This is a genomic window from Stenotrophomonas sp. CC22-02 (genome assembly GCF_004365115.1).
GTDB lineage: Bacteria > Pseudomonadota > Gammaproteobacteria > Xanthomonadales > Xanthomonadaceae > Stenotrophomonas > Stenotrophomonas forensis.
Map to the genome: position 1 here is coordinate 20,975 of NZ_SOCO01000003.1, position 13,889 is coordinate 34,863.

Annotated in this window: 13 protein-coding genes; 6 read left to right on the forward strand and 7 right to left on the reverse strand. The window is 66.7% G+C overall.

Going from position 1 to position 13,889, the window contains the following annotated elements:
* Positions 1-87: 87 nt before the first annotated feature.
* A complete protein-coding gene (locus N440_RS19695) occupies positions 88-909 on the forward strand; it encodes a calcium-binding protein (protein ID WP_133936383.1) in 822 nt (273 codons plus the stop codon).
* Positions 910-1,694: 785 nt separating this feature from the next.
* Positions 1,695-2,297, forward strand: a complete 603-nt coding sequence (locus N440_RS19700) for a hypothetical protein (RefSeq protein ID WP_133936384.1) — start codon at positions 1,695-1,697, stop codon at positions 2,295-2,297.
* Positions 2,298-2,362: 65 nt separating this feature from the next.
* Here the strand turns inward: N440_RS19700 and N440_RS19705 are convergent, their stop codons facing one another.
* The 6 genes from N440_RS19705 to rpsU form a co-directional block, all read right to left on the reverse strand.
* Positions 2,363-3,334, reverse strand: coding sequence for a bile acid:sodium symporter family protein (locus tag N440_RS19705; protein ID WP_053510529.1), 972 nt, complete (start codon positions 3,332-3,334; stop codon positions 2,363-2,365).
* 28 nt (positions 3,335-3,362) lie between these two features.
* Positions 3,363-3,863, reverse strand: coding sequence for a protein tyrosine phosphatase family protein (locus N440_RS19710; RefSeq protein WP_133936385.1), 501 nt, complete (start codon positions 3,861-3,863; stop codon positions 3,363-3,365).
* A gap of 21 nt (positions 3,864-3,884) precedes the next feature.
* The gene (gene dnaG / locus N440_RS19715; RefSeq protein ID WP_133936386.1) at positions 3,885-5,624 is read right to left on the reverse strand and encodes a DNA primase; all 1,740 of its coding nucleotides are present in this window, start codon (positions 5,622-5,624) and stop codon (positions 3,885-3,887) included.
* Positions 5,625-5,685: 61 nt separating this feature from the next.
* Positions 5,686-6,630 carry a YihY/virulence factor BrkB family protein gene (locus N440_RS19720; protein WP_049457757.1) on the reverse strand — a complete coding sequence of 315 codons (945 nt, stop codon included), beginning with the start codon at positions 6,628-6,630 and terminating at the stop codon, positions 5,686-5,688.
* Positions 6,631-6,733: 103 nt separating this feature from the next.
* Positions 6,734-7,177 (reverse strand): GatB/YqeY domain-containing protein, encoded by a 444-nt coding sequence (locus N440_RS19725; RefSeq protein ID WP_004153909.1) that lies wholly within the window; start codon positions 7,175-7,177, stop codon positions 6,734-6,736.
* Between the two features lie 133 nt (positions 7,178-7,310).
* Positions 7,311-7,526 (reverse strand): 30S ribosomal protein S21, encoded by a 216-nt coding sequence (gene rpsU, locus N440_RS19730; protein WP_002808376.1) that lies wholly within the window; start codon positions 7,524-7,526, stop codon positions 7,311-7,313.
* A gap of 166 nt (positions 7,527-7,692) precedes the next feature.
* Here rpsU and tsaD point away from each other — a divergent pair, with 166 nt between their 5' ends.
* Positions 7,693-8,718 (forward strand): tRNA (adenosine(37)-N6)-threonylcarbamoyltransferase complex transferase subunit TsaD, encoded by a 1,026-nt coding sequence (gene tsaD, locus N440_RS19735; protein ID WP_133936387.1) that lies wholly within the window; start codon positions 7,693-7,695, stop codon positions 8,716-8,718.
* A 56-nt stretch (positions 8,719-8,774) separates the two neighbouring features.
* Here the strand turns inward: tsaD and N440_RS19740 are convergent, their stop codons facing one another.
* Positions 8,775-9,434, reverse strand: coding sequence for a hypothetical protein (locus N440_RS19740; RefSeq protein ID WP_133936388.1), 660 nt, complete (start codon positions 9,432-9,434; stop codon positions 8,775-8,777).
* Between the two features lie 363 nt (positions 9,435-9,797).
* On the opposite strand from N440_RS19740, the gene folB reads away from it, so the two are divergent.
* The 3 genes from folB (at position 9,798) to N440_RS19755 (ending at position 13,812) form a co-directional block, all read left to right on the forward strand.
* On the forward strand, positions 9,798-10,151 hold the full coding sequence (gene folB / locus N440_RS19745) for a dihydroneopterin aldolase (RefSeq protein WP_005407807.1): 354 nt from the start codon (positions 9,798-9,800) through the stop codon (positions 10,149-10,151).
* Between the two features lie 86 nt (positions 10,152-10,237).
* A complete protein-coding gene (locus tag N440_RS19750) occupies positions 10,238-11,509 on the forward strand; it encodes a mechanosensitive ion channel domain-containing protein (protein WP_133936389.1) in 1,272 nt (423 codons plus the stop codon).
* A gap of 128 nt (positions 11,510-11,637) precedes the next feature.
* A complete protein-coding gene (locus tag N440_RS19755) occupies positions 11,638-13,812 on the forward strand; it encodes a glycoside hydrolase family 3 N-terminal domain-containing protein (RefSeq protein WP_133936390.1) in 2,175 nt (724 codons plus the stop codon).
* Positions 13,813-13,889: the final 77 nt, after the last annotated feature.

Sequence of the window (13,889 nt, forward strand, 5' to 3'; positions counted from 1 at the left end):
GCATCCACGCATGGCGTGGATCACCTTGAACCGCGGTTGCTGCGCCGCCATTGCTGTTCCTGACCCCAAGGAAAGGAACGAGCAGGGATGCATTCGATCTTCCGCTGGACCGCTGCGCTGATGCTGGCGCTGGGCATGGCTCTCAGTGCGCATGCCGACGACACCGCCGCGCAGATCCGCCAGCACGCCGGCGACCACCGCCTGCTGGTGCTGGGCGAATTCCACGGCACCCGCGAGACCCCGCTGCTGGTGCGCCAGCTGGTGGAAGCCTACGTGGCCGATGGCGCAGCAGTGCGGCTGGCATTGGAGTTGCCGACCCACGAGAACGCTGCACTGGCGACCTACATGGCGTCTGCCGGCACAGCTGAAGCGCGCGCTGCATTGCGTGGCACGACGTATTGGAACATCCACGGCCGGATGCACGACGGCCGTCGCAGTGAGGACATGCTGGATCTGATCGAGGCGGCACGCGTGTTGCGCAGCGAGGGGCGCGATGTGCAGGTGTTTGGCTTCGACCGTGTGCTTTCCGCCGATATGGCCGGCACCGGTGCACGCGATCGGGTGATGGCCGAAGAAGTGCGGGCGCACGCGACGGCGCTGTCGAAGAATGGGCGCCTGCTGGTGCTGACCGGCAACGTGCATGGCATGCGCAGGCAACCGCAGATGATTGCGTACCCGCCGATGACGGCACTGCTGAAGGACCTGGACCTCTACAACGTCCGCATCGAGGCGCGTGGCGGGGAGGGCTGGGGCTGTGTCGCTCCTGGACGTTGCGAAGCGCGTCAGCTGCCGGACCATACCGGGGCATCGCTTAGGGTGGATACCGGTGCTGACCGCAGCTACGACCTATGGGTATGGCTGCCGCGCTTCAGCGTGGCGCGATTGCTGGACAGCGGTTCGGTCCAGTGACCATCCGCGAAGCATGAGCTCGGCATTGTAGATCCACACCATGCGTGGAGGGTCTTCCACAGAAGCCCGCGCGTTCAGTGTCGGCTTCTGCTTGCCAGCACCGCCAATGCGTCAGGTAACCAGGCTGCCACGTTGTAGGGGGTTGCCGCGTTGCATGGTTCCTGCGAGCGATAGGTCACAGATGCGGATTGATCCGGAAGGCGGGATGGTCGGATGTGAGTACACAGGGCCTGCGAGCTGAATCGCAATTCTGTGGAGCCATCAATGCAATGTCATGTTTCTCTACCCATCGTTTTATGCGCTGCGCTTGCGTGCATAGCTGGCAATGCAGCAGCAGAAGTGAAGGCACTGAGTCGGTCCAACTGCATTGGATTCATCAATGAATCCGTTACCTACGAACGCCCTCAGTTCCGCAATTTCCAGGGGTCGGCCGCTACCACGCACATCCCGCTTGGAAACATCGAATCGAAGCATGTCCTTGGAGCTCCGAACAACGGGCTGTACTCCTGGCGCTTCTACGCAGGCGATGGCACCGATCCGGAACGAATGGTTGTTCACGGTTATCACACATGGGCGCTAGGTGGGCGCGTGTTTACGCAGTCCACGAGCGCGGTCGATTGCCAACTTTCGGAGTGGTGAGCATCATGAAAAGCCTTTGCATAGTTGCAATCTCACTGGGGATGTCGATGTCAGCCCAAGCATCGCAGGCCGATCCAGCCCCTGATCCGCTAGGACGTTGGCTGCACCAACGTGCCATGCAAGCTTCAATGCAGGAGGGCTCGGCCATGAGTAGGTCGTCCGCCGGCGTTGGCAGCTACCAGATCGTGCGACTGGCAGACCTGGATGCGCCCGTAGAAGTGAAGCAGCAGCTTCGCGCTGACATCGAGCGATCCAACGGTGTCGTGCAGGCTGCAGCAGGGAACATCCCCTCACAGGCTGAAATGCTGGCGGCCGTGCCCCGTACTCAGCGTTCGGCGTCGGAACTGCGCCAGCGCCTGCCGCAGCCACCCAGCAGCCTGGACGCCAGCGTCCTGGGTCCGTCCGAGCTGATAGGGATGGAGCCCAGTGGCGCGCTGGAGGGAGGCAGGTCCTCGGGCCTGAGCCGCTTCTACCGACTGGAGGGTGTCGGCATCGTGGAGTTCAGCGAGAACAACTTCGTCGCCGCGGGCACGCGTATCGAGGTCATCGCCGAGGCGCAGAACACAACGGTGAAAGGCGCGCCCGCGCACGTGAAGAAGAGTGCGGACAGTGCCGGCCATACCCGCGTCGAGCTTGCCTGGACAGGAGACAGCAAGACCTACAGCTTGATCGCCACCGGCGAGCGGGGAAGCGACGTGGAGCGCAACGCGCGAGTGATGCACGACATCGCTGCGGATATTGTGGATTAGCGGCGCCGCGAGAGTCATCCACGCCATGCGTGGATGCGTGTCCCAGTATCAACCCGCGCGCCCGGTCAGGGCGCGCGCTTGGCATACCGCTGCGCGATCACGCCGCAGACGATCAGCTGGATCTGGTGGTAGATCATCACCGGCAGCACGATGGCACCGAGGCTGCCGCCGGCGAACAGCACCTTGGCGATGGGCACACCGGTGGCCAGGCTCTTCTTCGAGCCGCAGAACACGATGGCGATCTCGTCTTCGCGGTTGAAGCGCAGGCGGCGGGCGATGAAGGTGATCAGCGGCATGGCGATGCCCAGCAGCACGGCGGCAACCACCGCTACGGCCAGCAGCGAGAGCAGCGGCGTCTTGCTCCACAGGCCCTCGGTGACGGCCTCGCCGAACGCCGAGTACACCACCAGCAGGATCGTGGCCTGATCGGTGTAGCGCAGCAGCGCACGCTGCCTCTCGACCCAGCCGGCGATCCACGGCCGCAGCAGGTGGCCGGCCACGAACGGCACCAGCAGCTGCAGCATGATGCCGCCGATCGCATGCAGCGGATCGTGGATGCCACCGGAGGTGCCGGCCAGTGCGGTCAGCAGCAGCGGGGTCAGGAACACACCGAGGATGCTCGACAGCGAAGCACTGCACACCGCTGCGGGTACGTTGCCGCGCGCCATCGAAGTGAACGCGATGGACGACTGCACGGTGGAGGGCAGGGTGCACAGGAACAGCACGCCCAGGTACAGCTCCGGGGTCAGCAGCCAGCCGGACAGCGGCTTGAACATCAGCCCCAGCAGTGGGAACAGGATGAAGGTGCAGGCCAGGATGGTCAGGTGCAGCCGCCAGTGCAGCATGCCGCCGATGATCGACTCGCGTGGCAGGCGCGCGCCATGCAGGAAGAACAACGCTGCGATGGCCACCGTGGTGACGTCGTCGAGGACGATGGCGGCGGCACCTTTCATCGGCAGCAGCGAGGCCAGGCCGACGGTGCACAGCAGGGCGATAGTGAAGTTGTCAGGTCGCAGGCGCGACCACCAGCGGGTCATGGTGGGCAGAGTCCTTGGGGCGGAGGAGTCAGGGCGAAGCGGCGGGCGCGGCCAGGCGTTGGCGGGTGGCGGCTTCCAGCGACGTCAGGCCGGCACGTTGCCCGAGCTGCAGGGCCTGTTCCGGGCTGGCGTGTTCGTAGCGTGCGTTGACCAGGCCGAGCACGGCACCGGCGCGGTTGCCGGACGCGCAGTGCAGCAGCACCGGACCTGCGCTCTGCTGCAGGACCTGGTGCACGGCGCGCAGGTTGGCCGCATCCAGGCCATCGGCCCCGGCCACGGGAATGCGTACGTAGCGCAGGCCCAGCGATTCGGCCGTGCCGGCTTCATCGAAGCCGCGGTCCTCATCGGGCTGGCGCAGGTCGATGACCGTGCGCACGCCCTGCGCGGCCAACGCCTGTAGTTGTGTGGCGCTGGGCTGGCCGCCGGCATACAGGCCGGGGCGGACTTCGTTGAGGGGGGTGGTTTCGGCCAGGGCCGTCAGTGGCAGGCAGAGCGACAACAACAGCAGGCAGGTCAGGCGCAGCAGCATGGTCCTCTCCGTTGGCGGCAATCAGCGGCCCAGTTTGGCGCGGACCTTCCAGAGCTCGCGCAGTTCGTACTTGTCAGTATCGTCCAGACCCTGCTCACGCTGCTTTGCCAACAACTCATCGAGACGTTGCTGTAGCAGCTGTTTCTCCAGCTGTGCCACCACATCGTGCAGCTCCTGGGTCCAGCTGGCGTCATCGCCCGGCAGCGTCTGTGCCGCCAGCGTGTGCAGCGCAGCCTGCTCTTCACGGCCGTCGAAGTGTTCCAGCAGGGCGCCGGTACTGATGTCCGGGCGCTGCTCGACCAACCCCAGCAGTTCCAGCAGCAGCTCCACGCCGGGCAGGCGCAGGCCCTGGAAGTGATGCTGACCACCCAGCGTGAGCGCCAGCGAGGGCTGCTGCAGCAGCACGGCGATCGCGCCGCGCACCAGGCTGCGCTTGGCCACCGGCTGGATTGTGCGCGCCGGCTGGCGCTGCGGCATCGGTGCGCGCGCGGAGGCGGTGTTGCCGCCGAGGCCGGTCAGCTGCGCCAGCTGCTGCTTCATCAGGTCGCCGAAGGCGCCATCGGGGATCTGCGCCAGCATCGGCTTTGCCCGCTCGGCCAGGCGTGCCTTGCCATCGAGCGTACCCAGGTTGACCTCGCGGGTCAGTTCGTCGAAGAAGAACTGCGACAGCGGCGTGGCCTGCTTCAGGCGCTCGTTGAACGCCTCGGCGCCTTCCTTGCGCACGATGGTGTCCGGGTCCTCGCCGTCGGGCAGGAACAGGAAGAAGGCCTGGCGGCCATCCTTCATGCGCGGCAGCACCGACTCCAGCGCCTTCCAGCCGGCGCGGCGGCCGGCGGCATCGCCATCGAAGCAGAAGAACACGTCCGGCGCGTTGCGGAACAGCAGCTCGGCATGGTCCGGCGTGGTCGCGGTGCCCAGCGTCGCCACCGCCTGGGTGACCCCGAACTGGAACAGCGAGACCACGTCCATGTAGCCCTCGACCACGATCAGCCGCTCGATCTTCTGGTTGGCCTGGCGGACCTGCCACAGGCCGTACAGTTCGCGGCCCTTGTGGAACAGCGCGGTCTCGGGGGAGTTGAGGTACTTGGGGCCGTCGTCCTTCTCGAACACGCGGCCGCCGAAGGCGATGACACGGCCACGGCGGTCGAAGATCGGGAACATCACCCGGTCGCGGAACTTGTCGTAGACGTGGCCGCGGTCGTTCTTGGAGAACAGGCCGGCGCGGTCGAGCAGCTTCATCCGCCGCTCGTCCTTGCCCAGCGCATCGCGCAGGCCACTGTAACCGTCCGGCGCGTAGCCGATCTGGAAGCGCGCGCGGTTTTCCTCGTCCACGCCGCGGCCGTCCAGGTAGCTGCGGGCCTTTTCGCTGCCTTCCAGGTTCTTCTGGAAGAACTTGGTGGCCGCATCCAACGCGGAGTACAGCTCGCGGCTGTCGTCCTGCTGCTGGGCGTTGCGCGGGTTCTCGTTGCGCGGCACTTCCATGCCAGCGCGCTTGGCCAGTTCATCCACCGCATCGAGGAACTCGAGGCGGTCGTAATTCATCAGGAAGCTGATCGCGGTGCCGTGCGCGCCGCAGCCGAAGCAGTGATAGAACTGCTTGGTGGGCGAGACCGTGAACGAGGCCGAGCGTTCGTCATGGAATGGGCAGCGCGCCGCGTACTCCTTGCCCTGGCGCTTCAGCGGCACGCGGCTGCCCACCACCTCGACAATGTCGGTGCGGGCCAGCAGGTCGTCGATGAAAGCGTCGGGGATACGGGCCATGGGCAACAGAACGGGGCGCGGCCGCCAGGGCGCGCTGCAGGGGGCGGCAGGTTCCCCTAGTTTACTCGCTGGCGATGCCGGGACCGGCCTGTTGGCCTTCAGCCCCGGCACGGGCCAGCTGCGCCCGGGCATGCTGGCGTTCGTCGATCACCGCGGTCATCAACGCACCGACGAAGAACACGGCGGTGGCGTAGTAGATCCAGACCAGCGCGATCACCAGTGCGCCCATCGACCCGTAGGCACTGCCCGGGGCCACGGTAGCGATGTAGACGCCGATGCCATAACGGCCCAGGGTGAACAGTACCGAAGTGATGGCACCGCCGATGAAGGCCTGGCGCCAGGCCACGCGGCGGTCCGGCAGGTAGTGGTAGAGGAAGGCGAAGGCCAGCGTGTACAGCAGCAGCGAGGTCAGGTAGCCGATCGCCGGCAGTACCGAGGGCAGCTGCGCGAATACCACCTGCAGGGCGGTGGTGGCGGTCATGGACAGGATCAGCAGGAAGCCCAGCGCCAGTACCACGCCGAACGAGAACACGCGCTTGCGCAGCCAGGCCTTGATGCCTTCCAGGCGCTGGCCGCTGGTGTGGAAGATCCGGTTCAGCGCGTTCTGCAGCTGGGCGAACACGGCGGTGGCACCGACGAACAGCAGCAACGTACTCCACAGCCCGGCCAGCGATCCGACGCTGGGCTGGCTGTTGGCGTTGTGCAAGACGGTGTCGGCGACGCTGGCCACGCTGCTGCCGGCGACCGAGCCGATCTGGCTGATCAGCGTCTGTTGCGCGGGCGGGTACAGCGAGGCGGTCAGCCACAGCAGCAGCACCAGCAGCGGCGCCATCGACAGCAGGGCGTAGAAGGAGACCGAGGCGGCCTGGGTCAGCACGTCGATTTCGACGAAGCGCTTGGCCACCGCCATCGGGAAGCTGTCCTGCAGGCGATCAGCGTAGTGGCGAAGCCGTGCGGGGATGCCGTGGGGGCGCGTGTCGGCGGGGGAGTGCGATGGCTCGACCATGGGGACGTTGTAGCAGCCGGGGGTCGAAGGTGCGGTGAAGCGGATGCATCGATGGGGTCAGAGCCCTTCCGCAGCGCGAAAGGGATCCGACCCCGGCAATGGCTTATGCCAGCTGCTGCTTGACCAGCTTGGACACCAGGCCCATGTCGGCCTGACCGGCGAGCTTGGGCTTCAGTGCGCCCATCAGCTTGCCCATGTCGGCCGGGCCGGAGGCACCGGTTTCGGCGATGGCGGCCTGGATGGCGGCCACGATCTCGGCTTCACCCATCTTGGCCGGCAGGTAGGCCTCGATGACCACGATCTCGGCACGCTCGATCTCAGCCAGGTCTTCGCGGTTGGCGGCTTCGAACTGGCTGACCGAGTCCTTGCGCTGCTTGACCATCTTGTCGAGCACGGCGATCACGGCGGTGTCGTCCAGCTCGATGCGCTCGTCCACTTCGCGCTGCTTGATGGCGGCGTTGATCAGGCGGATCACGCCCAGCTTGTGCTTCTCGCCCGCCTTCATGGCGGCCTTCATGTCTTCGGTGAGCTGCTGCTTCATGCTCATGAGGAACCTCGTGGTGGTGGGTGGGGCGGGGCGGATGCCCGGGCCCGGAAACGCAAAAAGCCGGCGACGCTCGCGCGTGCCGGCTTCGGCTCCATCGCGACAGGCAGGCCCGCCGCAATGAAGATGCGTCCGATCAGTACAGGCGCTGACGCTTGGTGACGTCGCGCGACGAGCGGCGCAGCTGACGCTTCACAGCAGCGGCGGCCTTGCGCTTGCGCTCCTGGGTCGGCTTTTCGTAGAACTCGCGCTTGCGGGTTTCGGCCAGCACACCGGCCTTTTCGCAAGTGCGCTTGAAGCGGCGAAGAGCAAACTCGAAGGGCTCGTTCTCGCGGACTTTGACGCTGGGCATGGAATCTCCGGGACACAGTAGAACCGGGTCACGCCCGGCGAGCCGCACATTATAGCGGCGAAACGACAAACTGCAAGCGGCCAACCCTGAATACGGGCCGGGGGTTCGAAAGCAGTGAGATCTGCACGTCCCCCGAGGGGGCGGCAGGGGCGTCATAATAGCAGGCATGCGAGTCCTTGGCATCGAATCTTCCTGTGATGAGACCGGCGTGGCGGTGTATGACACCGACCTGGCCGGCAGCGCGGCCCTGCGCGCCCATGCGGTCTACAGCCAGATCGCCCTGCACGCCGAATATGGCGGTGTGGTGCCCGAGCTGGCCAGCCGCGACCACGTCCGCAAGCTGCTGCCGCTGGTGCGCCAGACCCTGGCCGAGGCCGGCCTTGGCGTGGGCGACATCGATGGCGTGGCCTACACCGCTGGCCCCGGCCTGGTGGGCGCCCTGCTGGTGGGCGCGGGTGTGGCCCGCTCGCTGGCCTGGGCGCTGGAGGTGCCGGCGGTGGGTGTCCACCATATGGAAGGCCATCTGCTGGCGCCGTTGATGGAGGATGACCCGCCGCAGGCGCCGTTCGTGGCCCTGCTGGTGTCCGGTGGCCATACCCAGCTGGTGGCGGTGGACGCGATCGGCCAATACCGCCTGCTGGGCGAGACCCTGGACGACGCAGCCGGCGAGGCCTTCGACAAGACCGCCAAGCTGATGGGCCTGCCGTACCCGGGCGGCCCGCAGCTGGCCAGGCTGGCCGAGCAGGGAACACCGGGCGCGTACCGCTTCGCACGGCCGATGACCGACCGCCCGGGGCTGGATTTCAGCTTCTCCGGCCTGAAGACCCAGGTCCTGATGGCCTGGCGCGATAGCGACCAGAGCGAACAGACCCGCGCCGACATCGCCCGTGGCTTTGAAGATGCCGTGGTCGAGACCCTGTCGATCAAGTGCGAGCGCGCGCTGGAGGCGGCGGGGACCAACGTGATCGTGGTGGCCGGCGGCGTCGGCGCCAACACGCGCCTGCGCGCACGCCTGAAGCAGATGGCCGAGCGCCTCGGCGGCCGTGCCTGCTTCCCGCGCCCGGCGCTGTGCACCGACAACGGCGCGATGATCGCCTTCGCCGGCGCACTGCGGCTGCAGGCCGGCCAGCACAGCCCGCCGAAGGTGGATGTGACCCCGCGCTGGGACATGGCGACCCTGCCGGCGGTGTGAACCCCGACGGCCGCGCTCTGTAGCGTCGAGCCATGCTCGACTGCGCGTGATCGACGCTACGCACGCGCACCCAACGGCGATGCCGCCAGCACGATCGTGGCCCGCTCATGGCGCTGCAGCCAGCTCAGCGTATGCGGGCAGCGCGCATGGATCAGCCGCCCGATCGCCGCCAGGTCGGCGCCGATGTCGCGTTCCAGGATCGGCTCGTGGTGCACGATGCGGTTGCGCAGGTGGCGGATGCGCCCGATGTCTGCGTGGACGGCCTTCCTGGTCACGCTGGGATGAGCTGCAGGTGCATGACGCAGCACCTGGCCCAGCGCAGGTATCCACAGCGTGGCGTCGAAGCGACAGGTGAAGAGCTGCTGCCAGAACACCATCGGCAGGTCGGCGACGATCCCGGGTATATCTGTTGCGCGGCTGGCGGCCTGTTCCAGCGCGGCTCTGGCTGAGGTGGATGAAGAGGCAGGTAGCCTGCGTCCGAAGGCATCGTTCCAAGGCCACCGCGGGCCGTGCTGTCGGGCCAATGCCGATGCCGCTGCGTTGCGCGTGACCACTTCGCACAGGTGGACCGGCATCATCAACGCGCCGCACATCCGCATGTTCCACACGTACAGGGATTCGGCAGTAACGTCAGGGCCGCAGCTTGATGCGATTCTCTCGTAGGTCGACAACCGCTCCGCTGACAACGCGCGCCTCAATGCATCGTATGCAGCCATCGTGATGTGCGGTGGTGAAGGGAAAACGCAGGTTGTCGAGGGATCGAGTCGGCCACCATCAGGAAACCTCCTTGCGTGCGTGGCCTGTTTCCCGCGTTTCGGCCGGGGCGAACACGAGGGTCTGCGTTGTCGGGATTGGCCTTGACCCGCCGTTTGATGACTGACTAGTCTGGGCACCTGCGCCACCGGGACTCGCGGCTTGAGAAAGCTCCCCCCGGGGACAAAGGTAGTACCAAAGGGCCCCGCTAGCAGGGCCCTTTGCTTTTTCTCGAGCCGCGTCCCTGCCGGCCGCCCACCGTCCGTTCCGGGCAGGCTCACCGCCGTGCCGTTACCATGGTTGCCTGTATTCGGCTGGTAACCGCAATGGACAAGGTTTTCATCGAGGGGCTGACGATCGACGCCCTGATCGGTATCTACGATTGGGAACGACGGATCCGCCAGGACCTGGTGTTCGACCTGGAAATGGGCTTCGACAACCGTCGCCCCGCGGCCACCGACGACATTGCCCACACCCTGAACTACAAGGCGGTGAGCAAGCGCCTGGAGCAGTTCGTGCGTGAGTCGGAGTTCGGCTTGGTCGAGACCCTGGCCGAGCGCTGCGCGCAGATCGTGCTGGACGAGTTCGACGTGAAGTGGCTGCGCCTGAAGCTGAGCAAGCCGGGCGCGGTGCGCGGTGCGCGCGCGGTGGGCGTGATCATCGAACGCACGCGGGACTGACCCGGCGGCGCCGGCTGCGGCCGGCAACCCGGTAGTGCCGGCCGCTGGCCGGCAACCTCAACAGCAACGAAGGAAGGAGACAACCGATGGTGGACGCGGTGGTGGCGGTACAGTGGCTGGAAAAGCTGCAGAACACACTGGAACCCTATCCCGGCGCCTACCTGGCGTTGATGATCACGGCGCTGCTGGTCGCAGCGGGCCTGGCCAACTGGGTGACCAAGCGCATCCTGGTGCGCGGTCTGCGGCGCCTGCTACAGCGCCTGCCGGGAGCCGAGTCCGGGCGCGGCAGCCATCTGATGCGGGTGATCTCGCGCCTGTCCAACGTGGTGCCCAGCCAGGTGATCGCCTCGGGCATCACCCTGATACCTGACCTGCCGCCAAACCTGGTCAACGTCATCATCAAGCTGTGCATCGTGTGGGCCGTACTGACGGTGTCGATGGCGTTCTCGCATGCGCTGGACGCGGCCAACAGCCTGTACGAACGCAAGCCCGATGCGCGCAACAAGCCGATCAAGGGCTACCTGCAGGTGGTCAAGATCGTGGTGTTCGTCGCTGCCGGCCTGTCCATCATCGCCACCCTGTTGGGCGTAGCGCTGGGGCCGCTGGTCACCGGCCTCGGCGCGGCCACGGCGGTGCTGATGCTGATCTTCCAGGACACCATCCTGTCGCTGGTGGCCAGCGTGCAGATCAGCGGCGATGGCCGCGTGCGCATCGGCGACTGGATCGAGATGCCCAGCCAGAACGCCGACGGTGACGTCATCGACATCGCGCTGCACACCGTGACCGTGCAGAACTTCGACAAGACCATCACCACCATCCCGACCAAGAAGCTGGTGACCGAGTCGTTCAAGAACTGGCGCGGCATGCAGGAGGCCGGTGGCCGCCGCATCAAGCGCGCGCTGTACCTGGACCAGCACAGCGTCGGCTTCCTGGACGAGGGTGACCTGGCCTTCCTCGGCGAATTCGCGCTGCTGCGCGACTACCTGCACCAGAAGGCGCAGGAGCTGGGGCAGTGGAACGGGCGCCTGCGCGAACAGGGCGTGGCCGAGGTCAACAGCCGTCGGGTGACCAACCTGGGCACGTTCCGGGCCTATGTGGAGCGCTACCTGCGCAGCCATCCAGGCATCCATACCGACATGACCCTGCTGGTACGGCAGCTGCAGCCGACCACCGAGGGCCTGCCGCTGGAGCTTTACTGCTTCACCCGCAGCACCGCCTGGGGCGAGTACGAGGCGGTGCAGTCGGACATTTTCGACCACCTGCTGGCGATCCTGCCGGCCTTCGGGCTGCGCGTGTTCCAGGCCTCCAGCGACGCCATGTTGATGGCCGGGCAGCGCCAGTTGGCTGGCTCGGAGTAAGCTGCGAGGCCTCCGGCCGGACCGTACGGATCCGGCTGGAGCCTGAAACTGAATGACGAAACCTCTCGCCAAATGGCTCGGGATCGCTAGAATGCCGGGCTTGTAAACGTTTTCATCAAGGACTGCTGGTGGCCTCCGATCGCATCGAATCCCTCATTGCCCAGATGACCGTCGAGGAAAAGGTCGGCCAGCTGGGTGTCTTCGCGGACATGGTCCGCCCGTTCGCCCCGGACGTGAACCCGGAAGCCAACGTGCGCAATGCCGACCAGGTGCTGCAGCAGGTGCGCGAGGGCAAGGTCGGCTCGCTGTTCAATGGTGTCGGCGCCGAGCTGGGCCGCCGCATCCAGCAGGTCGCCACAGAGGAGAGCCGCCTGGGCATCCCGGTGATCCTGGCCGCCGACGTCATCCACGGCATGCGCACCGTATTCCCGATCCCGCTGGGCGAGGCTGCCAGCTTCGAACCGGAGCTGGCCGAGCGCACCGCCCGCGCCACCGCCATCGAGGCGACCGCCGCTGGCCTGCACTGGACCTATGCGCCGGCCGTGGACATCGCCCGCGACCAGCGCTGGGGCCGTGGCGCCGAAGGTGCCGGTGAGGACGTGGTGCTGGGCTGTGCCTTCGCCGCCGCCCGCGTGCGCGGCTTCCAGGGCAGCGACCTGCGCGCCGACGATTCGCTGCTGGCCACGCCCAAGCATTTCGCCGCCTATGGCGCGGTGATGGCCGGCATGGAATACAACATGGTGGACATCTCGCCGCAGACCCTGCGCGACGTGCACCTGCCGCCGTTCAAGGCCGCCTTCGATGCTGGCGCGATCACCGTGATGTCGTCGTTCAACGACATCAACGGTGTACCGGCCAGTGCCAACGCCGAACTGCTGACCGACATCCTGCGCGGTGAGTGGAAGTTCCCGGGCGTGGTGATTTCCGATTACACCGCCGACATGGAGCTGGTCGCCCACGGCTACGCCGCCGATGACCGCGATGCCACCGCCAAGGCGTTCACCGCCGGCCTCGACCTGAGCATGCAGAGCGGTTTCTACGCCGAGCACCTGCCGGGCCTGGTCGAGAGTGGCGAAGTGCCGATGGCGGTGCTGGATGAGGGCGTGCGCCGCATCCTGTGGCTGAAGGAAACCATCGGCCTGTTCGACGATCCGTACCGTTCGCTGGACCCGGCGCGCGAAGCCGATACCTCGCACATCGCCGCGCATGACGAACTGTCGCGCGATGCCGCACGCCGTTCGATCGTGCTGCTGAACAACCGCGACAACGTGCTGCCGCTGCAGAAGACCGGGCAGAAGATCGCGCTGATCGGCCCGTTCGTGCAGGACCGCGAGAACATCGAAGGCTGCTGGACGCTGTTCGGCGACAAGCAGCGCTATGTGGACCTGGAAACCGGCGTGCGCGCCGCCATCGGCGATGAATCGCTGCTGGAGATCGTGCCCGGCTGTGATCTGGAAGCCGCGATTCCGGGTGGCACCGAAGCGGCCGTGGCGGCTGCGCTGCGCGCCGACGTGGTGGTGCTGGCACTGGGTGAACCGCAGCGTTACAGCGGCGAAGCACAGTCGCGCGTGGAGATCACCCTGCCGCCAGCACAGCAGGCGCTGGCCGAGGCCGTGGCGATGACCGGCAAGCCGCTGGTGGTGCTGCTGCGCAACGGCCGCGCGCTGGCGCTGCAGGGTGCGGTGCGCAATGCACAGGCGGTGGCGGTGACCTGGTACCTGGGCACGCAGACCGGCCATGCCGTGGCCGATGTGCTGTTCGGCGATTACAGCCCGTCCGGCCGCCTGCCGGTCAGCTTCCCGCAGGTGTCCGGCCAGCAGCCGTACTTCTACAACCACCCGCGCACCGGCCGCCCGGAGCTGCCGACCATGTCGGAGTTCAAGGCGCGCTGGCGCGAGATTCCGAACGAGCCGCTGTACCCGTTCGGCCACGGCATCGGCTACACCTCGTTCGACTACGGCGTGCCGCAGCTGAGTGCGGCCCAGCTGGGTTGGGACGAGACCCTGACCCTCACCACCACGCTGACCAACAGCGGTGAGGTGGCGGGCGAGGAAGTGGTGCAGCTGTACATCCACGACCGCGTGGCCAGCCGCGTGCGTCCGGTGCGTGAACTGAAGGACTTCCGCAAGGTGGCATTGCAGCCGGGCGAGTCGACCGAGGTCGTGTTCACCCTGACCCGCGAGCAGCTGGCCTTCACCGGCCGCGACGGCGTGCTGCGTGCCGAGCCGGGCCAGTTCGACGTGTGGGTGTGCGCCTCGTCGGCCGCTGGCGAAGCGGTGCAGTTCGAACTGCTGAAGGGCTGATCGAAGAAAAGGGGACGGAGGGAATTAAGTCGTTTGCGCCATAGACGACTTAATTCCCTCCGTCCCCTTTTTGTTGC